The organism is Methylomonas subterranea, from assembly GCF_024505185.1.
Lineage (GTDB): Bacteria > Pseudomonadota > Gammaproteobacteria > Methylococcales > Methylomonadaceae > Methylomonas > Methylomonas subterranea.
Genome location: NZ_JANIBJ010000012.1, coordinates 1 through 21,342, shown reverse-complemented (window position 1 = coordinate 21,342; position 21,342 = coordinate 1). Strand labels below are relative to the sequence as shown.

Here is a 21,342-nt window from a genome sequence, read left to right as displayed (position 1 = left end):
CCACGAAAAGCACGAAAGACACGAAATAAATCGGCTTGTTGGTTCTGCCAGCGCCGTTTGGATGATGATTCGGTGTCGGCAACTATTCGAAAATTTTCGTGATTTTCGTGCCTTTCGTGGACAAAACGATTTCCTCAGGATTAACCCGCCCATAAGCCGATGACTGAAGAAGCTTTGACAGACACCGAACAAGCCGTCTCCGAAGGCGAGGCCTTCGAGGTCATACGCAAGCGCCTGGAGCAACAGGGCCAGGCCTTGCAGGCCAAGATAGATGGTCTGAACGCCTCGCGCGCCGCGGAGTTCGGTCAAACCGAGCTGAAGATCATAGGCAGGGTCAGGGTGCGCACCGAAAACAACTGCGTGCCGCGCGACATGGTCCGGGTCGGCCAGCATTTAATGCTGTTCGGCTACAACGTGTTTTTGGGGCTGAAGCAGGAAACCCAGGTCGAGGACGTATTCAGTTTATATAAGCTGGTCGAAACCGAAGACGGTCTGGACGTCGAGCCGCAAAATCCGCAACACGGCTTTTTGCACGAGGCAAGCTTCGTCGCCGACTTCCAGGAACTTTACAGATACTATAAAAATACCCGCTTATTGTCGCTGCACGTCAGCGCCGAAAGGCTGTTGGCGGTATTTCAGATCGGCCTGAAACTGGAAGACATCCGGGTATTTCGCTGGCAAATCGACGACGACAAGATCAGCTATATCGACAACCGCGGCGAGCGCGACCTGCCGCGCCATCCGGCCCACGATTTCGAATGGACGCCGACCCGCCGGGAAGACCATGTGGCCGGCAAACATCCGCATGTCAGCATACTGGATCAGGTCTTCGTCGAGACCGTCGGCGGCGATTTGACCGTCAAGGTCGAGAACAACACCGAAGACGGTTTGGGCATTTACCGGGAGCCGGTCGAGGATCAACATCAATCCCTGGCCGATGCCGACATTGCCTACGCCAAATTGGGCACGGTGATCTTGTTGAAAATCCGCCCGTACCGGGAGAACGATTACCGCTTTCTGGTGTTCAATACCCTGACCCAATCGGTCGAACGCATCGATGCCATCGGCTTTTCCTGCGTGCAACTGCCGGAAGACCATGGCTTGATCTTTCCGGGCGGATATTATTTACAAAACGGCGAAACCAAAGTCTTCGAAAACCTGCCGTCCGGCCTGAGTTTCGCCGGCGCGCGCCGCTCGCCGAACGGCGAAGACGTGCTGTACCGCTTTTACGGAGCGGAAGCCGGCGTCAGCGTGTTGTTTTCCTACAATTTAATCGGCAAGAGCCTGCAAAATCCCATCGTCGCCCATGGTGTTTGCCTGTTCAACGACGGCCGTTTACTGGTGTTCCGCGACGACAACAAGGAAGCCGGCCGCATCCATGCCATGCAGATTTGGGAAACCCCGTATTTTCACGAAGAATATCTGCGGCAACAATCCGCCCGCCAGTCGTTCTTCGGCAAGATAGGCAATGCCGAACTGGTCAGAGGCATTTCCGACGGCTACAGTCTGATTCGAGCGATACAGGAAAAACGCCCGAATGTCGCGCATTACGAAGCCATGATAGCGGCCGGCCAACGCCTGTTCGATGCTTACCACTGGCTGGAAGCCGACGAAGTCGGTGCCATCGGCGGCGATATTCGCCAGATCGTCGCCACCGCCGAATTGGTGCTGGACGAGTTCGAAAAGGTCGAAAGCATACGCCAGCAAGCCAACCAGGCCTTGGCCGAAGCCGAGAGCCGCCAACTCAACCTGCTGCAAAATCTTTATGTAGACAGCTGGAAGACGCCGCAGGAATTCGTCCAAGCCCTGGGTGCGATGCACCAGCAACAAGGACGGCTGGCGACGATCAAGGAATTACGCCATATCGATCAAGCCAGGGTGCAAGCTCTGCAGGACAAACTGGCTGCGGAGCTGGAAAGCCTGGGCCGGGCTACCGTGGTTTTTTTGAGCAGCGCGGCCGCCTTGCAGCCATTCCACGCCAGTCTGGCCGAGCAACAAACCCGCCTGGAAAAATGCCAAAGCAGCGCCGACATCCAGCCCTTGCTCGACGAACTGGAAAAGATGGGGCAAAACCTGGATTTGCTGAACGGCACGCTGGCCGGTCTCGAAGTCGAAGACCCGCAAGTTCGCACCGGCATACTGGAAGCCCTGTCCGAAATCTACGCCAACCTGAATCAACTGAAAGCCGAAGCCCGCCACAAGCGCAAAAGCTTTCGTTCCGGAGAGGCGGTCGCCGAATTCGCCGCCCAATTCAAACTGTTTGCGCAAAGCATAGGCAGCGCGCTGGAATCGGTGGAAAGTCCGCAACAATGCGACGATCAACTGGCCCGCTTGTTGACGCAACTGGAAGATCTGGAAAGCCGCTTCGCCGATTTCGATGAGTTTCTGGCCGACATCGTCCAGCAACGCGAGCAATTGTTCGAGGCCTTTCAATCGCGCAAGCAGGTGTTGCTGGATGAAATCCAGCGCCGCGTGCAAAACATCGTCGCGGCGGCCGACCGCCTGTTCGGCAGTATAGAGCGCAGGCTGCAAAGTTTCGATCAGGCCGATGCGCTGAACAGCTTCCTGGCCGCCGACCCCATGGTGCTGAAACTGAGGCAGTTGATTGCTCAGTTACAGGCATTGGAAGCCTCGGTACAGGCCGACGAGGCTCAGTCTCGCTTGAAGGCCATGCAGGATCAGGCCATGCGCGCCTTGCGCGACCGGCAGGACATCTTCGAGGAAGGCGGCACGCTGATCAAGCTGGGTAAGCATAAATTCAGCGTCAACACCCAGCCTCTGGACCTGACCTTGATCAAGCGCCAGGAACAGCTGGTCTGGCATCTGGTCGGTACCGATTACTATGCGCCGGCCGACTATCCGCAACTCGTGGCGCTCAAGGATTATTGGAGTCAGGCGCTGGTTTCCGAAACCGCCGAGGTCTACCGGGGCGAATATTTGGCGGCCTCGCTGTTGCATGCCGCCGAGCAAGGGCTGGAAGAGTTGAGTCTGGATGGTTTGCATGCGGCGCTACTGCAACAGGACGAACTGACTGGAATCGTGCGCCGGTACGCCGGCCCCCGCTATCAGGAAGGTTACGACAAAGGCATACACGACGCCGATGCCTGCAAGATACTGGAGCGCCTATTGCCGGCCCATCGAAGCGCCGGGCCGCTGCGTTATACCCCCGATACCCGCGCGCTGGCCTTGGTTTTTTGGCGTTTCGGCGCCGGCCCGCAAACGCAAACCCTGCAAAAACTGGCGCAAAGCGCGGCCCTGTTGCAAAAAACCCTGGGTAGCCGCAAGGCGCATCACGACTTGATAGACCAACTTGCGCCGAAAATCGCCGAATTCAACAATCTGGCCGGCCTGACGGCCGCCGATCCCACCGTGGCCGCCGACTATCTGTTGGCGGAATTGGCCGCCACCGTGGCGGAATTCGTCGCCAGCCAGGCCGCCGAGACGCTGGTCAAGGCCTTGTATCAGCATCTGGATACCATAGGCCACCGGGCCGATTTCGAGCTGGCCCTGCAACAAACCCGTGGCGCGGTGGAAGGCCAGTGGCAACTGTGCTACAGCTGGCTCAGCGGCATAAGCGAACAAAACCCATATGCGGCGTACCGGCGTTTCGTGCCGGAAGCGGTCATGTTGATCCTGGGCGGCGATTTTCAACGCAAAATCAGTCCGGCCGGCCTGGATATCGTGGTCGAGAACCTGATGGGCGAACATCCCCGCATCCAGGACAGGCGCTTGGTATTCGGTCTGGACGAATTCGGCCAGCGCCTGCAACGACATCGCCGCTGTGTCGTGCCCGGCTTTCAGCAATTTCAGGCCTTGCGGCAGGATTTGATAGCCGCGGAGCGCGAGCTGCTGCGTCTGGAGCGCTATCGGGCCAAACCCTTGACCTCATTCGTCCGCAACCGCTTGATAGACGAGGTTTATCTGCCGCTGGTCGGCGACAATCTGGCCAAACAGATGGGCGCGGCCGGCAGCGCCAAACGCACCGATTTGATGGGTTTATTGTTGTTGATTTCACCGCCCGGCTACGGCAAAACCACGCTGATGGAATATATCGGCAACCGCCTGGGGCTGGTGTTCATGAAAATCGACTGTCCGGCGCTGGGCCATGGCGTGCACTCCCTGGATCCCGGTCAGGCGGCCAACGCCACGGCCGCCAAGGAGTTGGAAAAACTCAATCTGGCTCTGGAAATGGGCAACAACGTCATGCTGTATCTGGACGACATCCAGCACACCCATGCCGAATTTCTGCAAAAATTCATATCGCTGTGCGACGGCTCCAGGCGCATTGAAGGCGTCTGGCGGGGCAAGACCAAGAGCTACGACATGCGCGGCAAGAAATTCTGCGTGGTGATGGCCGGCAACCCCTATACCGAATCCGGCGAGGTTTTCAAGATTCCCGATATGTTGGCCAATCGCGCCGATATCTACAATCTGGGCGACGTATTGAGCGGCAACGAAGCCGTGTTCGCGCTGAGCTTCATCGAAAATGCCCTGACCTCCAACCCGGTTTTGCAAGGTTTGGCCATGCGCGGCATGGCCGACGTCTACCGCTTCATCCGCCGGGCACAGGGCGAAAGCGTATCCGACAACGAATTCGAACATCGCTACGCCGCCGCCGAGAGCCGGGAAATTGCCGCGACGCTGGAAAAAATGTTGAAGATTCGCGACGTGGTATTGGCGGTCAATCGGCAATACATCTATTCGGCGGCCCAGGACGACCGCTACCGCAGCGAGCCGCCTTTCAAGTTGCAGGGCAGTTACCGCAACATGAACAAGATGGCCGAAAAAGTCACGGCGGTGATGAACGACGAGGAATTGCAAAACCTGATAGGCGACCACTACGCCGGCGAAGCCCAAACCCTGACCCGCGGCACCGAGGAAAATCTGCTAAAACTCAAGGAAATACGCGGGGTGTTGACGGCCGAGGAAACGGCGCGCTGGCGGGCCATCAAGGATGAATACAGCCGCTTGCGCAAACTCGGCGACGATAACGACCCGGCACGCCTGCTGGCGAACCAGCTGTCGCAAATAGGCGAACAACTGGCTCTGGTTGCCCGCCAGTTGCAAAGCCCTTCGCCGCTGTTGGCGCTGAACGAGCAAATTGCCCGCTTGCGCGGCCAGATCGCCGAATCCGAAACCCACGTACAAGTCGTCAACCAACCGGTGCCGGGCGTGGACGAAGTGCTGCGCAAGCTGGCGGACTTGTACGAACTGTCTTTCCTGCCGGTGTTTTCGGCCATGCAGCATAAGATCAGCATGGAACAGGATACCTGGGAGCGCGTGAAATGGCTGGCCGAGGAGTTCGCCAAGTTGAAACCGGGCGGCAAGATCGGGAAGCCGACTTGAATCGAGAGCGCGCAGATTTATTTCGCGGATGGAAAGATCTTTGTAGGATAGCGTAACGATCATGAAGGCCGGGCGATCGCCCCGGCAAATGAAAGTAGTGCAGTTGGGCACGGTTCCTCGCCGGACAGGACGCCGTAAATTCGTCCGTGTAGGCTCGACGGCAGCATCCTTGCCGCCGACGCCTGTCCAACAAGCAACCGTACCCGCCCGATTTTTTACTTTCAGATTAACATAACGATATGAGCAAAAAAGACCTGCCGGAAAACTGGAAAATCTCCGAGCGCAGCATACGGGCCATTCAGGTGGCCTTCGAGTTCGGCACCGGCGTATCGGAAGCCATCAGGCGCGAAGCCAACAAAAACGGCCTGAGCACCTCCGATCAAATTCGCAAACTAGTGCAATTGGACGTCAAGACGCCGAAACGTCCCCGGCTAACGGTATCGCTAAACGAGGACGACTATCGCAAACTGGCCCAACGCTACGGCCTGGACGCCTTGGACAAGGCCGCGATTCGGGAGGCGATAAGGCAGGAATTGATAGCCTTCGGCCGCGGGCGGGTAGAAGAATCGTCCGGATGACTACAGCGGCGAGGGCTTTAAATAGACTCGTTGAAAAGAGTTGTGACTTGGTCCGGGGAAAAGTGTAAAAATCCGTCCAAGCAAACAAGTAAGGCCTTAGCTCAGGTTGTGCCATGCCCACCGTCTTCACCCATCCCGCTGTGCCCATCGCCTTGGCTTTCGGCTTGGGACGTAAAAAGGTTTCCGGCAGATTGTTGTGCGCCGGCGTCGTCGCGTCCGCCGCGCCCGATCTGGATGTGATCGCTTTTAGCCTTGGCATTCCCTATGCCGCCGAACTCGGCCATCGAGGTTTTAGCCATTCGCTATTGTTCGCTTTTGCCCTGGCCCTCCTCGGCGCGAGCTTGTTTCGTTGGCTGCACTCCACGTTCCGGCGCTCGTTCTGGTTTTTGTTCATCGCTGCGGTTTCTCACGGCATTCTCGACGCCTTTACCAATGGCGGCCTCGGTATCGCCTTCCTTTGGCCTTGGTCCGGCGAACGATATTTCGCGCCGACTCGGGTAATAGAAGTCTCGCCGCTCGGCGTATCGCGTTTTTTTTCGCCTAAAGGCGTTGAGGTGCTGCGGTCCGAATGCATTTGGATCTGGCTGCCGTTTATGGGGCTGGCTATCATTTTGGCTGTTTTACGCAGGATCAGCCTGTTGTTTGCAAGAGGCGATAAAGTCCGGTAGGTCGGCTGCCGGCAATGCATCATTCGGCGCTACGCTACTTAACCTGCATGCATTTACGAATTTAACGGAAACGGATTCATGAAGGCTGAATACGAAAATCGCGGCTTTTATCTAATGGCTAAACTCCTTGCCGGAAGCGAGGTTGATTCGCTCATTAACGAGTTATCCGCCTTCGAAGGCCGGACGAATAACCATGGGGTGCGGGATCTGATGAGTAAAGTTCCCAGCGTCCGCCGTCTCGCCGATTCCGTTCCCTTGATGGCAATCGCCAAGGAAATACTGGGCGACAACGCCAAGCCCGTTAGATCGGTGTTTTTCGATAAAGTACCGACAGCCAACTGGAATGTAGCTTGGCACCAGGATACATCGATAGCGGTCAAGTCTAAGCACGAGGTTGCGGGTTTCGGCCCGTGGAGCGAAAAGCAAGGCATAGTCCACGTCGAACCCCCCGTGGCCTATTTGGCCAACATATTATCGTTAAGGCTGCACCTCGATATAGCCAATAAAGTATCCGGCGTGCTGAGAGTAGTCGCTGGAACGCATCGGAACGGCAGAGTGGCGGCGCAAGACATTATCGAGATAGTTGGCAACTCGCGCATCGTTGAATGTAATGCAAACCGAGGCGACGTACTGCTGATGAACCCGCTGTTGTTTCACTCATCGAGAAAGGCCGTTAGCCCCAGCCACAGGAGAGTTGTTCACATTGAATATTCGGCCATGGCGCTACCGGAACCGCTCGCGTGGTACGAATAGTCCGGTAAGTCGTGGGTTCGAATGAGGTAACCCGAGGTGTACGGAATTATTGTCCCCTGCTTTGAGCGGGGGAGAAAGATATTGCTAGCGAATTCCTTATTTGATCTGGAGTGTCTATGATTAGCGCGGTTTATGCGGCTTTATCGGCATTATTGATTGTCTGGCTGTCTTTACGGGTGATACGCTTGCGGCGGGCCGAAAAGGTCAAACTGGGCGACGGCGGCCTTGCCGCGTTGCAAAATGCCATTCGGGCCCAGGGCAATGCCACGGAATATGTGCCTATTTCGCTGATTTTACTGTTTTTGCTGGAATACGACGGCGGAGCACCGTGGCTGATTCACCTGGGCGGCAGCGCGATATTGGCGGGCCGCTTGCTGCATGCCAAGGGATTGTTGAGCGACAATATGCCTTACCGGGTTCTGGGCATGCAGTTTACTATTTTCAGCTTGATCGGGCTGGCCATCGCCAATCTGGCGTATCTGGCTTTCCAGCGCTTCTGGCCCTAGCCGCCGACAGTATTGTCCGCTTTGACGGGCGGCCGAATTCGAACGGGAGAAGGATATGTCGGAATTTATTTGCGAGGAATCGAACGATTCTCCGGTCTGGGGACTGGTCGATCTGTTTGCCTGGAAAACCCTGCCGCAGCAACTCGGCGGCGGCAAGCAGTATATACAGGCCTTTAAGGATAACTGGGTCAAACACAATAAAACCACCATCCTGGCCGCTGCGGCGCGCTACAACATCCCGCCGTTGTTGCTGGCCGGAGTCTGCTGGATAGAGGTGGGCGGCGATCCGAATTTCATAGACGGAGTGGCGTTTGAAGTGCGTTCCTTCGACTGGAGCGGCCCGGACTGGGTGGACAGGAATCTGACCATCACCCGGCATCCGGCCAAAACCTCCTTCGGCGCGGTCAGCATACAATTGCGCACCGCCGCGGAAACCCTGGGCCTGGATCCCGGCAAAATGTCCACCGACCAACTCCGCGATTTGGCCGACTGTCTGCAGCGGGATGTGTTTAACGTCGATGTGGTGGCCCGCCATCTCAGACAGTTGATCGAACATGACAAATTGCACGGCAGCCTGCCGGAGTTGAGCATGGATCAAGTGCGTATCGTCGGCGCTCGTTATAACCGGGGAGTAGGCTTGTCCATGGAAGAACTGCTGAAAAATACCAGTTACGGTGACTTCATCGTCAAATTCTGGCCGCGTTTTACCGAACTGCTCAAATGAGGCCCGCAGCCCTATGAAACCGCTATTCAGGCTGTTTGCGCATCTGTTGTTCGCGGTAGGAATGCTGGCCTTATATCTGCTGCCCGCCAAGCCCTACGAATGGATGGCGGAATTCGACCCGGTCCTGGCCGCCGCTCCGGAAGACCTCTCGGGCGATAATCGGGTATTCGCCTTTTTATGCCTGCTGGTCATTGCCGCAACGCAAGCCGGCTTGATGGCAACTAGCCGGGGCCGGCTGGAAAGGCGGGTTTGCATGGGTTTGATCCTTACGGCGGCGGTTTTCTGGGCGGCGAAGTTCTGCTTCTGATCCGCGCCGGCAAAATCGGCCAAGGGGAGTTTCTGTGAAAAAGCATCGGATCGTTTCATGCCTGACCTGCCTGCTGATTGCGGCCGCTATCTTGTTGCCGACGCTTGGCGATGCCCGGGAAACCTCGTTGCGGCAAAAGCTGAAAGAGCGCCGGTCGGCCCGTCAATCCGCCGCCGCCGACAACCGCGAAAGCCCGATCGATCAAGCAGGCGATTACACATTCGATCTGCTACATAACGGATTGACCCGCCAGTACCGGCTGCATGTGCCGGCCGGCTATCGGCCGGATAAACCGCTGGCCATGGTGTTGTCCCTGCACGGCGGCGGCGGGAATATGTCCGTGCAGGCCGACGACAGCTATTACGGTTTGATTTCCAAATCGGACAGCGCGGGCTTTGCGGCCGTGTTTCCCAACGGTTACAGCCGCCTGCGCTCCGGTAAGCTGGCTACCTGGAATGCCGGCATCTGCTGCGGGGCGGCTCGCGACCGGGGCGTGGACGACGTCGGCTTTCTGCGCGCCGTGGTCAAGGATGTGCAATCCAAGCTGAATATCGATCCGGGTAGGATTTTCGCCAGCGGTATGTCCAACGGCGGCATGATGAGCTACCGGCTGGCCTGCGAAATGGCCGACACCTTCAAAGCCATCGCCGCCGTGGCCGGTACCGACGGCACTCGGGCTTGCACCCCCTCCCGGCCGGTATCCGTTTTGCACATCCATGCCAGGAACGATGACAGAGTGCTTTTCAACGGTGGCTCGGGCAGCGCTTCGGCCAGTCATGCCGATTTCGTTTCGGTGCCCGATACCGTCGCCAAATGGGTCAAACTCAACGCCTGTAATATACCGCCAACCCGGGTTTTAGAGGTGGCCGGCGCTTACTGCGAAGTCTATTCGCCCTGTCGGGAGCAGGCTAAAGTCGAGTTATGCGTTACCGAAACCGGCGGTCACTCCTGGCCGGGCGGCCGTAAAGTTCGCGGCGGAGAGCCGGGTTCTACGGCCATTTCGGCAACCGACCTGATGTGGGATTTTTTTGCTGCTCCATGATTGCGGCAGGGATTGAATAATTGCCAAGGCTTCCGCCGGCAATAACTTCCGCATTCCGTTCCCTCTCAGGAGGGAAAGGGTTAGGGTGCATATTCCAGTCCAAATCAACCACCCATTCCGATTGAAAACCACCACCTGTTCCAATCCAAAGTCGGCCAGAGACTCCAATTACAAAACCGCCACTGGCGCCGACGGATTTTTACTGGGTTGAAGGCTCGGTATCGGCCATAACCAGACATCCAGAATTATGAAGAATCAATCTGTTGAAGGGCCGCTTGTGATCTAAGTTCGGACTTTCAAGAATTTACCCTCCCATATCAGACAAATTTCTAAACGCGTCTAAAGGCACCAGGTGCTACCCCAATATGGCGTTTGAAGGCTTTGCTAAACGCCGGCACCGACTCATACCCGCTTCTTTCCGCCACGCGTTCCACGGTCATGTTCGGCTCCATCAACCAATGTGCGGCGATTTGCAAGCGCCATAGCGTTAGGTATTCAATGGGCGAATGGCCGATCAAGGCGGCAAATTTCTCAGACAACACCGACTTGGACACGCCGGCTTTGGCGCATAATTCGCCGAGCGTCCAGGCATGCCAGGGAGATTCATGGATCAGGGTCAGCGCATTGGCCAGGCGCTTGTCCTGCATGGCGGCAAACACGCCCTCGCGCACCAGGTCTTCCTCGATGCAATGACGAATCGCCAACACGAACAAACTATCGCACAAACGTTCCACGACCGATTCGCTGCCGAAACGCGGCGTTGAAGTTTCGCCAATCACCAGTTCGAGCACGCGTGCCAGGATAGTCCCGGCCTGGTTTTCCCGGATCACGATTTCAGCCGGCAGCGCCTGCCACAACAGGGATTTTGGCGCGGCCAGTTGAATTTCGCCGCAGACGAAACCCACCTCTCCCTCTGCCCAAGGCGTCATGCGGGTGTCGCATTCGTCATCCGGTAAATCCTCGGCGCTATACGACAAAAAATGCCGGGCCGCATGCGGCAAAAACAGAATCAAATCGCCGGCTTCCAGCGCCAAAGGTGTAGTCCAACGTGGCGAATGGACAAAGCCGCGTCCCTTGCTGACCAAGTGAAACCAGACCGAGGTTTCCGAATTATGGTCCATCAACCAACGCCCGCAGACGCCGCCGGAGTAGACCAATTTGGCGTGCAGATTCAAACCGTTGATCAACGGGGTCAAGGCATCCATCGTTTACTCCCGGAATATCGGACAAGGACGCCGGAAGCGCGCACATGGGATGGCAAGTCCATTCTTCTTAATCTATGTCCGTCGAAACGATTTCGCATCGGCATTACACCTCATGTTTTTAAATTAAAGGAGAGACAGCATGTCCCAATTTCAAATTCATTCCATCCTCACCGCCAATGCCACGGCGAAACCTTTATTGGAAGGCTCGTTGAAAAAATACGGCTTCGTGCCCAATTTGCACGGCGGTTTGGCCGAAGCGCCGGCGGCTCTGAAAGCTTACATCGAGTTGACGGCCTTGTTCGATCAAACGTCGTTTAGTCCGACCGAACAGCAAGTCATTTTGCTGGCCATCAGCGCCGAGAATCATTGCACTTATTGTGTCTCCGCGCATTCGATGATCGCCAAACAGATGGTCAAAGCCGATCCGGCTATCGTCGAAGCCCTGCGCAACGGTAAACCGCTGCCTGACAGCAAATTGGATGCATTGGCCGGATTTGCCCGTGCAGTGGTGAAAAACCGTGGCGTAGTTTGCGGTCAAACCTTGGACAAATTTATCACGGCAGGCTATAGCCGGGCGCAGGTTTTGGAAGTGGTGTTGGGCGTGGCATTTAAAACCCTCAGCAATTACACAAACCATATCCTTCATGTGCCGCTGGATCCCGCTTTTCAGGCCGAAGCCTGGGAAGAGCCCGCGCTATGCAGCAATCGGCAGTGTGCTTGATCGTTTGACTCATCAACAGGTAAACATCATGAAAGCAAAACAAACCGCAGTGGTTTTATTGGAACTGCAAAACGACTTTCTCGCAGAAGGCGGCAAACTATACCCGTTATTGAAGCCGGTATTGGAAACCTACGACGTCAAAGCCAACCAAAACGAGTTGATTCGGGCGGCAAGGGCTAACGGTATGCTGATCGTGCATGTGCCTATCGGCTTCTCGGCCGATTACCGGGAAATGGGCGACGCTCCATACGGCATTCTGCAAGCGGTAAAAAATGCCAGTGCGTTAATCAAAGGTACCTGGGGCAGTGCCCTTGCCGAAGGCATCGATGTTCAAGCCGGCGATATTGTCGTTGAGGGTAAATCAGGCATCGATGCCTTCGCCGGCACTCATCTGGATTTTGTTTTGCGATCACATGGCATCACCACCATTGCCCTGGCAGGACAACTAACCAATATTTGTATCGAATCCACGATGCGCGCCGCTTACGACAAAGGCTATCGCGTGTTCGGGATTACCGATGCCAGTGCCACTATCGGTTTGGAGCAGTACGACGCTTCGATCGAACACAACTGGCCGATGTTCAGCGAGCCCATGACCCATAACGTATTCCTGGATCGAGCGGCAGCATAAGCGGATACCAGGGGATGCGTCACTTCTTTCGAGTTGGCGCATCGTAGTTTTTTATACTCAATCATTAAATCAGGAGTAACACCATGCCACTTGTACAAATCAAAGGCATCAGCGGCTATTTGTCGCTAGAACAAAAACAGGAAATCATCAGCAAAGTCACCGATGCCGTCGTCTCGGTGGAAGGTGAAGGCCTGCGCCCGGTCACCTGGGTATTGATAGAAGATGTCGCATCGGGCGAATGGGGCGTTGGCGGACAACCCGTGACCACCGACGCCCTAAGATCGATGAGTTGAGGTAATCCATGAGTTAATGGAGCAGGGTGCGGCAGAAGGTTCTGCCGCATCAGCTGTTTGCCAACTCTAAATAACGCTGCCAGTCCTGATAGTTATCCACGCCCCATTGACTATCCAGCTCGTAAACCTTCAAGCCCAAGTCCTTGGCTCGGCGGCGGGTGGCGGCCATCACTTGGTCGTGGCTCCAGGTCATGTCGCTGAACAGGCTTGGTTGTGCCTGGTTTAAGCCGATCATGACGTAACCGCCGTCGTCGGCTGGTGCGATGACCGCGTCATGACCCGCTAGTAACTTTAGCAATGCCCGATGCAAATCGTCGGCGGAAAGACTGGGGCAATCGCAACCCATCAGCACAGCGTGCCGGTATCGGCTCAAGGCATCGGCGAAGGCGTGCTGCATGCGTTCGCCCAAATCGGCGCCGCGCTGCGGCTTGAGCACGAGCGGATAGCGGCTTACACAATCCTGAAAGAAATCATCGTGGGTATCCGGCGCGCAGTGGAGTTCGACCGGGCACAAGGCGCGCTGAAAAGCCCGTTGCAAGGTCATGCGGGTCAGTTGCCGATGGGCTTCGGCGGCCTGTGCGGCGTTCAAGGCCGGTTGTAACCGGGTTTTGACCTGGCCGGGAATCGGTGCTTTGCAAAATATCAGCAGCACGCTATCGGGAAAGGGATAAGCCATGGCTCAACGCTTGCGTAAAGCTCGAAACGGCATGGCCAATAACGGCAAGAAACCCAGCGCTTGCGGCTCGCGAAACCCGTGCAAACCAATCGTCATTTCGGTTTGCGCTTGCCGTGCTTGATGACAATAAGTCTTGAACAGACGGTCCCAGCACGACAGCGAAAAGCCATAATTGCTGTCGGTTTCCTGTTGCCGGGCGGAATGATGAATCCGGTGCATGTCCGGCGTGACCAATAGATAACGGAGTATCCGCTCGGCCGGCGGTGGCAGGCTGACATTGCCGTGATTGAACAGCGCGCAGCCATTCAGGATGATTTCGAAAGCGATGACGGCCAACGGCTCGGCGCCCAGCGCAATCACCAGCAGCACTTTGTAAGCCATGGACAGCATGATCTCCAAGGGATGAAAGCGCACGGCGGTGGTGGCGTCGAAATCCAGGTCGCTGTGATGCACTTGATGCAGACGCCAGAACCATTGCCAACGATGGGCCGCGACGTGTTGCGCGTAAATCGCCAGATCCAGCAATAGCAGGCTTAGCAAGATGTTGAGCCAAACCGGTACGGGCAAGTTGTTGAACAGCCCAAGCTGTTGTTCGATAGCCCAGTTCGCCGCCAGCCAGGCCGCCGCGCCGATGCTGAGACGCATCGCACCAGCATTCAACGCCGCCAAACCGAGATTGATGCTCCAGCGCTGGCGGCGTGGGCTGCGCAAACGCCGGGCAGGACTTAGCGCTTCCCAAATCGCCATCAACGACAAAATGCCAAAAAACACGCCGAAGCGCAGCAGGGCTTCCATCAGCTTCTCCCATAATACTGTTTGGCCAGATCGTCGGGATCGGCACCGCAAAAATACGCCCAGCGTAGCCGCCACATCAAGCCAATGGTTTTGCAAACGCAGTGTTGTTGCCAACGCCGCGCCGAGGTGACGACTTTATTGGGTAAACAGGCTGGTTTGCCGACGGCTTTTAAACGTTTGCTGATGGCTATGTCTTCCATCAACGCGATTTCGGGAAAGCCGCCGATGCCTAAAAAAACCTCGCGGGTGACGAACAGCGTCTGATCGCCGGTCATGATGCCGGTCAGCCGTGAACGATGGTTCATCATAAACGCAATTAGTTTGAAAATGGGTTTGGCCGAATCGAACGCGACGTCGAAACGCCCCCAGACATGGCCTTGGGCGACGGCGTTTTCAATTGCGGCGAGCGCATCGACGGGCAAGCGGGTATCGGCATGCAAAAACAACAGCACCGGCGCCACAGCCTGCGCGGCACCGACATTCATTTGCCGGGCCCGGCCGCGCGGGCCGGTCAATACCTGATCCACCCAAGCCGCTGCGACGGCGGCGCTGTCATCGCTACTGCCACCGTCCACCACCAGCAATTGGCAGCGGTCTCGCAAGGGCTGCAAGGCTTGCAGACCGCCCGCCAGTTGCCCGGCTTCGTTAAGCACCGAGATGATGATGCTGAGGTCGTATTCCATGTCCATTGTTTTATCGTATCAAGTGCCTCGTCGCCAGGCGTGATAACGCCCCAGCCATGTCAGCACCCGCTGCGGCGCGTGATTACGCTTCCACACCCCGGCGGCGTATTTGTTGGCTTCGGCCAGCGTTGGATAGGTGTGAATGGTGCCGAGGATTTTGTTTAAGCCCAGGCCGTGTTTCATCGCCAGCACGAATTCCGCCAGTAAGTCGCCGGCATGTTCGCCGACGATGGTCACACCGAGGATTTTGTCCTTGCCGGGTACGGTCAATACCTTGACGAAGCCGTGCGCCTCGCCGTCGGCGATGGCGCGGTCCAGGTCGTCTATACCGTAGGTCGAAACTTCGTACGCGATGCCCTGGGCTTGCGCGTCCTGTTCGTTGAGGCCGACGCGGGCCACTTCCGGATCGACGAAGGTCGACCAGGGGATTACGGAATAATCGGTACGGAACTTTTTGAACTGGCCGAACAAGGCATTGACCGCGGCGTACCAGGCCTGATACGCGGCAGTGTGGGTGAACTGATAGGGCCCGGCCACGTCGCCGACCGCGTAGATGTTGGGATAATTGGTTTGCTGGAATGGGTTGGTGTCCAGGGTTTTGCGCGGCGATAGCGCGATGCCTAGTTCTTCCACGCCATACCCCTGCACGTTGGCGGCGCGGCCTATCGCCACCAGCACTTGGTCGAAGGCAATTCTGACCGTCTGGCCGTCGTGTTCGGCCAGCAGTATTTTTTCGCCGTTTTCGATGACAAATTGTTTGGCGGTATGATTGACTTTGACATCCACACCTTCCTGATTAAACCGCGCTTGTACCAGCGCCGATACTTCAGCGTCTTCCCGCGCCATGATGCGCGATGCCATTTCCACTTGGGTGACCTGGCACCCCAGGCGGTTGAAAGTTTGCGCCAGTTCGCAGCCGATTGGGCCGCCGCCCAGCACCAGCAAGCGCGCCGGTTTTTCCCGCAGGTTCCAGATCGTGTCCGAGGTCAGATAGTCGATGTCGGCCAATCCCGGAATCGGCGGCACGAACGGCCGGGCACCGGCGGCAATGACGATGGCGGCTGGTGAGAGTTTGCACGCCATCAGCCGTGGTCACTTCCACCGCCCAGGGCGAAATGATTTTGGCTGTGCCTTGAATGACCTCGACCCCCAGCTCGGTATAGCGTTCCACCGAGTCGTGCGGTTCGACGGTTTTGATAACGCTTTGCACGCGCTCCATCACCTCGGCGAAGTCGAATTCCGCTTCCGCCTTGGCGATGCCGAACTCCTTGGCGCGGCGGATATGCGACAACAGCTTGGCCGAGCGGATCAGCGCCTTGGACGGCACGCACCCGGTGTTGAGGCAATCGCCGCCCATTTTATGCTTTTCGATCAAGGTGACCTTGGCGTTGACGGCGGCGGCGATATAAGCCGACACCAAACCGCCGGCACCGGCGCCGATCACCAGCAGGTTATTGTCGAAATGTTTGGGTTTTTGCCAGCCAGCATAGATTTTGCGGGCTTGCCAAGCCGCCAGAATTTTCTTGGTCAACAGCGGAAACAGTCCCAACAAGGCAAACGACGCCAGCAGGCCCGGTGACAGAATGCCGGACAGCGAATCGATTTTCGCCAACTGGGTGCCGGCGTTGACATACACCACGGTGCCGGCCAGCATGCCGATTTGGCTGACCCAGTAAAAAGTCCAGGCCCGTATCGGCGTCAACCCCATCGCCAGATTGATCAGAAAAAACGGAAACACCGGCACCAGACGCAAGGTGAATAAATAATAAGCGCCGTCTTTTTCCAGCCCGGCTTCGATGGCTTTGAGGCGCGCGCCGAATTTGGCCCGTACCCAGTCGCGCAGCAAAAAGCGCGCGGCCAAGAATGCCAAAGTCGCGCCGATGCTGGAAGCGAACGACACCAGCAGCGTGCTCCACAACAAACCGAAAATCGCCCCGCCCGCCAGCGTCAATATCGTCGCCCCCGGTAACGACAACGCTGTGACCGCGATATACAACGCGGCATACAATGTCGCCGCCAGCAATGGGTGAACCTGGCGGTAATAAGCGATGCCGGTCTGCTGCACTTTTAAATTTTCCAGTGTCAAATAATGCTGCAAATCCAGGGCAAAAAACGTTGCCACCAATGCGGCAATACCCAGCAATAACAAGATTCTGGACGTTTTCATGCCGACCTACCGATTCCGAGTGAGCAAGGCTGCAATGGGTGTTTGCATGTTGTCTGGCTAAACATCTGCGTTCCTTAAAAAACTATTGGGTTTGCCTGTTAGTCGTGTTTGCCGGTCATTCCTGACAACAATCTCAGAAAATCTAATTTCTCAGGCTGAATAAACATCGTCGCCTTTTAGAAGATAAGGTATCGGCTAGGCAGTGTTGGAAGGCAGAATTTGTATTCGGTTATTGCAATACCTACACTATGTGACGTCTACCTTATATTTTGTAACTCATTATGCGCCTTCCGCCTAAACACCAGCGCGATGTTCTTAAAATCGGTGAATTGGCCGATGAACTCGGCACTACGCCGAGAACCATTCGCCTGTACGAGGAACTCGGACTGATCGCCCCCGACCGTACCGAGGGCGGCACGCGTCTTTATGCCCGGAAAGATTTGAAACGCATGGCTATCGCTTTGCAGCTTGGCCGTGTCGGCATCGAACTGGAATCGGTGCAAAAGCTCGCCCAAACGCGGCAGCAATGTACTTCAGGCAGCGAAGCATCAGCCGCGATGCAGCCGCTCCTGCAAGATTTGCGCACCAGGATACGAGGATTGCTGGAGGATTTGGAGGAGCTGGATCGTGACCTGGAGCGGGCGGATATGCTGATCCGCCAATGCGGCAATTGCCAAAACCGTCCCAATCGCAAGGATTGCCCGGATTGTCCGGTCAACAAAAACGTTGATTTGACCAGCATTGGTCGATTGGTTTGGGATCCGAGTTGTCCCTGACCTCGTTGCCGGGTTTCTTCAAATCTTTTAGCAAAGTGCTATATCACCGCCCGCTATCGCGGACACCCATTCGGCCGTCTTCTCAAAGTTGCCTAATGGGAAAAAATGGCAGCCGGCGAAAAGTGTTTTCTCGGATGCTAGAGTGTGTTTTGCAAATGAATTGATTAGCCGCTCCGGGCAACGTGAAGAAGCGGTTTTAAGCATTTTTGCAGGCTGTTTTGCCAAAACCTCGATAGAAGCCCCGACGCCACAATAGCGCGCTTGTCGAATTAGACTCGATAGGCTGGCAATACCATGAAATCCAACACGAATTGGCATGTGGACGCCGGATCGTATTAATTGCCTTTCCCATTCGCGCACGGCGACAAAATCGAAGAAGAACTGTGTGACCAAGGAAGTGGTAAACCGTTTTTGTGCGCAGTAGCTTTGTTTCTCCAACAAAACATTCATGAGCCGAGGATTATCAACTACCGGATGCCCTTCAGGATGTCCGGCAAAACGTAAATCTGCGATCCCATTGCCTTCCAAAACACCGCTCTTAACAAGATCCATGGACGAAGCCAAGGAACCCACCGGATTGTCGTAATTTCCACCGGCAATGATTAACGCAGCAGTGACATTGGCCTCCAAACTTAATCTCCGCAGCCACCGATCCAGTATTTCAATGCTGGGAATTGCGCGTGCGGCGATGTGAGGAACCGGAATCATTTCTTCGTCACGTAAGCGCTTGGCGAGATCAACGACATCATTAGGTTTGGTGCTTGGGGTCGCGACGATGTAGACCTCCGTGCCAATAGGCAAAAGGTCGCCAAAGTTGTCGATCCTCGTGGCTTCCTTGGTGGTGATCTCGATACTGAATCCGGATAGCAGTGCTTGAAGTTGTGTCTTTTCATCGATTTTATTGGTATCAGCGGCGGTATCAATAGTGTCGGACATCGTCATTTCCCAGTGTTTGCTTGTGCATGTTGTATCGATTAGAAGCAGCAAGGAACAGGTGTGGTCATTACTTGCAAAATCTAACGTCAACGTAATATTATTATTGCGGCGTTCAGAACGCAATAACAACAATTACAACTTGCAGAGGATTCCGCTATGAAGGCACAACGAAAAAAAGTCACTATCAAGACACTGGGCGAAAAAATTGCCAGAGGTGAAAAAATCATTGGCATGGAATGCCATGACACGCCGAGCGCGATGATGGGAGAGGAATTAGGCATGGATTTGTTGTGCGTCGGGAGCCCAGGACCGATGGCTTTATTCGGACATAAAAGCATGAATACCGTGGAATTCCAGGAACAGCTCTATTTTCTGGAAGCCGTGCTTCGCGGTGCCAGTACACCGTTCATTTGCTGTAACATGCCCAACACCACGGCCTGTGTTTCCAAAGCCGATGCAGTCCGCAATGCCTCGGAAATTCAGCGTCGCGGTGCGGATGGTGTGCATATTGAGCCTCACCATAAAACCGTAAAAATGGTTGAAGCGATTGTCGCCGCCGGAATTCCTGTCGTTGGGCACTTTGGGGTTCAAGGCGAACGCTGGTCGCAAGTGGGCAGCTATCTACCCAGAGGACGGACGGCAAAAGACGCCGCCGATATTGTCAAACTCATCAAGAGTTGCATCGATGCCGGCATCAGCACGGTTTTACTCGAACACGCGTCGGAAGAGTTGACAAAGTGGTGTTATGAAAACCTGTCGGTTCCGGTCGCCAGTTTAGGCTCAGGGCCTCATGCGCATGGGATTTTCCATGTCTCGTCTGACATCATCGGCTGCTCGGTTTTTCCCACGCCGCCAAAACGCATTCCATTCGGTAACGTTTGGCAAAACATGATGGATGCCTACACCGCTTATTACCGAGCCGCGCAATCCGGAGCATATCCGCGTGCAGAAGAATCTCATCATATGCATGATGGGGAGTTTGAGAAGTTTCTGGATTTGGTTGGTAAGCCTTAAGGATGCGGGCCTGTGCCAGCTATCTTCGATGGAGACTGATTGGCACAGGCTTTCATAAAAAGCAACACAATGCTGGTTTTTCGTAAAGGCTAAGGACAAGGGAATGGCCGGCTTTACGAGTCTGTCTGCTTATGAACAACCGCGGTTAAAGCGCCGTAAGAAGCCACCAGAAAAGGCACGCTATAGGTTAATAGCGCCTTGACGACATCGAGTCTCTGTATTGCCGGGTAATCCAAAGACAGCAGGCCGAGCACTGCTTGTGGTTGATTGATCAAATTCAACAGGGTGCCGACGACTAAGGCGGCCTTGCCGGAGCGGCTGTAGATGCCGAGTCGGATGGCGGTGCGATGCAGATCAAGTACTTTTGCAAAGCAATTACCAGCGGCGGCTTTGAAGCCAATCGATTTACACATCCAGGATAACCTCTAACAAATATACAGATTTTGAGCACGCTGTATGGCAAAAATAAATGCAGATAAATCCATGCAATTAAGCGCTGGCGATAGAAATGATAAGTCACGCTCTTTGTTCAAAATATACCATTAAGGTTATATTTGGTAAAATTCGCACGTTTCATTCAATGCATGAAACCCTCCAAGCAAGTGCTTTCACATTGCTTGCTTAAGCGCGGATAAGGGACAAAGTTAGGCCAAGGCGCCGCCGCAACTGCTGCCTTGGCCGGCTGTGCAACCGTAACAATGGGCGGCGGTGGCAATCGGTGCGTCTTGCAGTTGTTCCAGCAGCAACTCGCTGATATGGTGTTTGGGCTTGGCTACGGCGCCCAATGGCAAATCCAGCATCTGATTGAAATCGCAGTCGTAGACATAGCCTTGCCAGTCGATGCTCAGCGTGTTCAGGCACATCAGGTTGTCCAGGTTACTGGCGCGAAAACTGTGTTTCAGCAGGTTCAGATATTCATCGAAGCGGCTCTGGCTGACCAGGGTGCTGCCGAAGCGTTGAATGGGCATATTGGCAATGGCAAACAGCCGGTTGAAGACGATGCCGTAATGTTGCTGCAAGTGCTGTTTGTAAGCCAGTTCCAGTTGCTGTTGATTGGGCGGTAACACCGCGTCTTGCGGGTTGAACACCAAATTCAACTCCAGTCCGCTGTCCGGTTGACCATAACCCAAGCGGTTCAGGCGCTGCAAGGCCGACAAGCTGTCTTTGAACACGCCTTTGCCGCGTTGTTTGTCGACATTTTCTTCCAGATAACACGGCAGGGAGGCGACGATGTTGACCTGCTGCGCGGCCAGAAACTCCGCAAGATCGGCGTATTCCCGTTCTTCCAAGATAGTCAGATTGCAACGGTCGATCACTTCGATGCCACGATCGCGTGCGGCTCGTACCAGATAACGAAAATCGGCATGCATTTCCGGCGCGCCGCCGGTTAAGTCCAGCGTATGAATGTTCGCGGCGTCGGCCAACGCCAGTACCTGATCGATAGTCTCGCGGCTCATCATCTCGGTGCGTTTGGGGCCGGCACTGACATGACAATGCACACAACTCAAGTTGCACAGATAG

The 21,342-nt window shown here is 55.5% G+C and carries 21 protein-coding genes and 1 pseudogene; 13 read left to right on the top strand and 9 right to left on the bottom strand.

The window, feature by feature from the left end:
- Positions 1–159: 159 nt before the first annotated feature.
- The 8 genes from NP590_RS07885 (at position 160) to NP590_RS07850 (ending at position 9,924) form a co-directional block, all read left to right on the top strand.
- Positions 160–5,346, top strand: a complete 5,187-nt coding sequence (locus tag NP590_RS07885; protein ID WP_256601779.1) for a DNA repair ATPase — start codon at positions 160–162, stop codon at positions 5,344–5,346.
- A gap of 239 nt (positions 5,347–5,585) precedes the next feature.
- Positions 5,586–5,924, top strand: coding sequence for a hypothetical protein (locus tag NP590_RS07880; RefSeq protein ID WP_256601778.1), 339 nt, complete (start codon positions 5,586–5,588; stop codon positions 5,922–5,924).
- A 113-nt stretch (positions 5,925–6,037) separates the two neighbouring features.
- Positions 6,038–6,592, top strand: coding sequence for a metal-dependent hydrolase (locus tag NP590_RS07875; RefSeq protein ID WP_256601776.1), 555 nt, complete (start codon positions 6,038–6,040; stop codon positions 6,590–6,592).
- Between the two features lie 78 nt (positions 6,593–6,670).
- Positions 6,671–7,345 (top strand): phytanoyl-CoA dioxygenase family protein, encoded by a 675-nt coding sequence (locus NP590_RS07870; RefSeq protein WP_371927275.1) that lies wholly within the window; start codon positions 6,671–6,673, stop codon positions 7,343–7,345.
- Between the two features lie 116 nt (positions 7,346–7,461).
- A complete protein-coding gene (locus tag NP590_RS07865) occupies positions 7,462–7,851 on the top strand; it encodes an MAPEG family protein (RefSeq protein WP_256601775.1) in 390 nt (129 codons plus the stop codon).
- A gap of 55 nt (positions 7,852–7,906) precedes the next feature.
- Positions 7,907–8,575 carry a hypothetical protein gene (locus NP590_RS07860; protein WP_256601774.1) on the top strand — a complete coding sequence of 223 codons (669 nt, stop codon included), beginning with the start codon at positions 7,907–7,909 and terminating at the stop codon, positions 8,573–8,575.
- A gap of 13 nt (positions 8,576–8,588) precedes the next feature.
- Positions 8,589–8,882 (top strand): hypothetical protein, encoded by a 294-nt coding sequence (locus tag NP590_RS07855; protein WP_256601772.1) that lies wholly within the window; start codon positions 8,589–8,591, stop codon positions 8,880–8,882.
- Positions 8,883–8,916: 34 nt separating this feature from the next.
- Positions 8,917–9,924: a CE1 family esterase gene (locus NP590_RS07850; protein ID WP_256601771.1), complete on the top strand. Its 1,008-nt coding sequence runs from the start codon at positions 8,917–8,919 to the stop codon at positions 9,922–9,924.
- A 329-nt stretch (positions 9,925–10,253) separates the two neighbouring features.
- Here NP590_RS07850 and NP590_RS07845 read toward each other — a convergent pair whose 3' ends face one another.
- Positions 10,254–11,129, bottom strand: coding sequence for an AraC family transcriptional regulator (locus NP590_RS07845; protein ID WP_256601769.1), 876 nt, complete (start codon positions 11,127–11,129; stop codon positions 10,254–10,256).
- Between the two features lie 139 nt (positions 11,130–11,268).
- Between NP590_RS07845 and NP590_RS07840 the strand changes: the two genes are divergently transcribed.
- The 3 genes from NP590_RS07840 (at position 11,269) to NP590_RS07830 (ending at position 12,774) form a co-directional block, all read left to right on the top strand.
- Positions 11,269–11,850 carry a carboxymuconolactone decarboxylase family protein gene (locus NP590_RS07840; RefSeq protein WP_256601768.1) on the top strand — a complete coding sequence of 194 codons (582 nt, stop codon included), beginning with the start codon at positions 11,269–11,271 and terminating at the stop codon, positions 11,848–11,850.
- A gap of 28 nt (positions 11,851–11,878) precedes the next feature.
- The gene (locus tag NP590_RS07835) at positions 11,879–12,481 is read left to right on the top strand and encodes a cysteine hydrolase family protein (protein WP_256601766.1); all 603 of its coding nucleotides are present in this window, start codon (positions 11,879–11,881) and stop codon (positions 12,479–12,481) included.
- 83 nt (positions 12,482–12,564) lie between these two features.
- Positions 12,565–12,774 carry a tautomerase family protein gene (locus tag NP590_RS07830; RefSeq protein ID WP_256601765.1) on the top strand — a complete coding sequence of 70 codons (210 nt, stop codon included), beginning with the start codon at positions 12,565–12,567 and terminating at the stop codon, positions 12,772–12,774.
- A gap of 49 nt (positions 12,775–12,823) precedes the next feature.
- Here NP590_RS07830 and NP590_RS07825 read toward each other — a convergent pair whose 3' ends face one another.
- From NP590_RS07825 to NP590_RS20705, 5 genes and pseudogenes are all read right to left on the bottom strand, one after another.
- Complete coding sequence (locus NP590_RS07825; protein WP_256601764.1) at positions 12,824–13,450, bottom strand: TIGR04282 family arsenosugar biosynthesis glycosyltransferase; 627 nt, start codon at positions 13,448–13,450, stop codon at positions 12,824–12,826.
- A gap of 3 nt (positions 13,451–13,453) precedes the next feature.
- Positions 13,454–14,245 carry a sterol desaturase family protein gene (locus NP590_RS07820; RefSeq protein ID WP_256601763.1) on the bottom strand — a complete coding sequence of 264 codons (792 nt, stop codon included), beginning with the start codon at positions 14,243–14,245 and terminating at the stop codon, positions 13,454–13,456.
- Entirely contained in the window at positions 14,245–14,934 is a 690-nt protein-coding gene (locus NP590_RS07815) for a TIGR04283 family arsenosugar biosynthesis glycosyltransferase (RefSeq protein ID WP_371927273.1), read from the bottom strand. The genes NP590_RS07820 and NP590_RS07815 overlap by 1 nt, the downstream gene beginning before the upstream one ends.
- A 12-nt stretch (positions 14,935–14,946) precedes the next feature.
- A complete protein-coding gene (locus NP590_RS20710; RefSeq protein ID WP_504222745.1) occupies positions 14,947–16,011 on the bottom strand; it encodes a dihydrolipoyl dehydrogenase family protein in 1,065 nt (354 codons plus the stop codon).
- A 166-nt stretch (positions 16,012–16,177) separates the two neighbouring features.
- Positions 16,178–17,095: pseudogene (locus NP590_RS20705) on the bottom strand (TVP38/TMEM64 family protein); the annotation flags it as partial.
- Between the two features lie 329 nt (positions 17,096–17,424).
- Here NP590_RS20705 and NP590_RS07805 point away from each other — a divergent pair.
- Positions 17,425–17,871, top strand: coding sequence for a MerR family transcriptional regulator (locus NP590_RS07805; RefSeq protein WP_256601762.1), 447 nt, complete (start codon positions 17,425–17,427; stop codon positions 17,869–17,871).
- Between the two features lie 27 nt (positions 17,872–17,898).
- Here NP590_RS07805 and NP590_RS07800 read toward each other — a convergent pair whose 3' ends face one another.
- Positions 17,899–18,807 (bottom strand): methylenetetrahydrofolate reductase, encoded by a 909-nt coding sequence (locus tag NP590_RS07800; RefSeq protein WP_256601761.1) that lies wholly within the window; start codon positions 18,805–18,807, stop codon positions 17,899–17,901.
- 156 nt (positions 18,808–18,963) lie between these two features.
- Between NP590_RS07800 and NP590_RS07795 the strand changes: the two genes are divergently transcribed.
- Entirely contained in the window at positions 18,964–19,821 is an 858-nt protein-coding gene (locus NP590_RS07795; protein ID WP_256601760.1) for a 3-methyl-2-oxobutanoate hydroxymethyltransferase, read from the top strand.
- Positions 19,822–19,934: 113 nt separating this feature from the next.
- Here NP590_RS07795 and NP590_RS07790 read toward each other — a convergent pair whose 3' ends face one another.
- Both NP590_RS07790 and arsS read right to left on the bottom strand, forming a co-directional pair.
- The gene (locus NP590_RS07790; protein WP_256601759.1) at positions 19,935–20,234 is read right to left on the bottom strand and encodes a hypothetical protein; all 300 of its coding nucleotides are present in this window, start codon (positions 20,232–20,234) and stop codon (positions 19,935–19,937) included.
- Positions 20,235–20,465: 231 nt separating this feature from the next.
- Positions 20,466–21,342 (bottom strand): arsenosugar biosynthesis radical SAM (seleno)protein ArsS (gene arsS / locus NP590_RS07785; protein WP_256601758.1); only part of this gene is annotated, 877 nt, incomplete at its 5' end.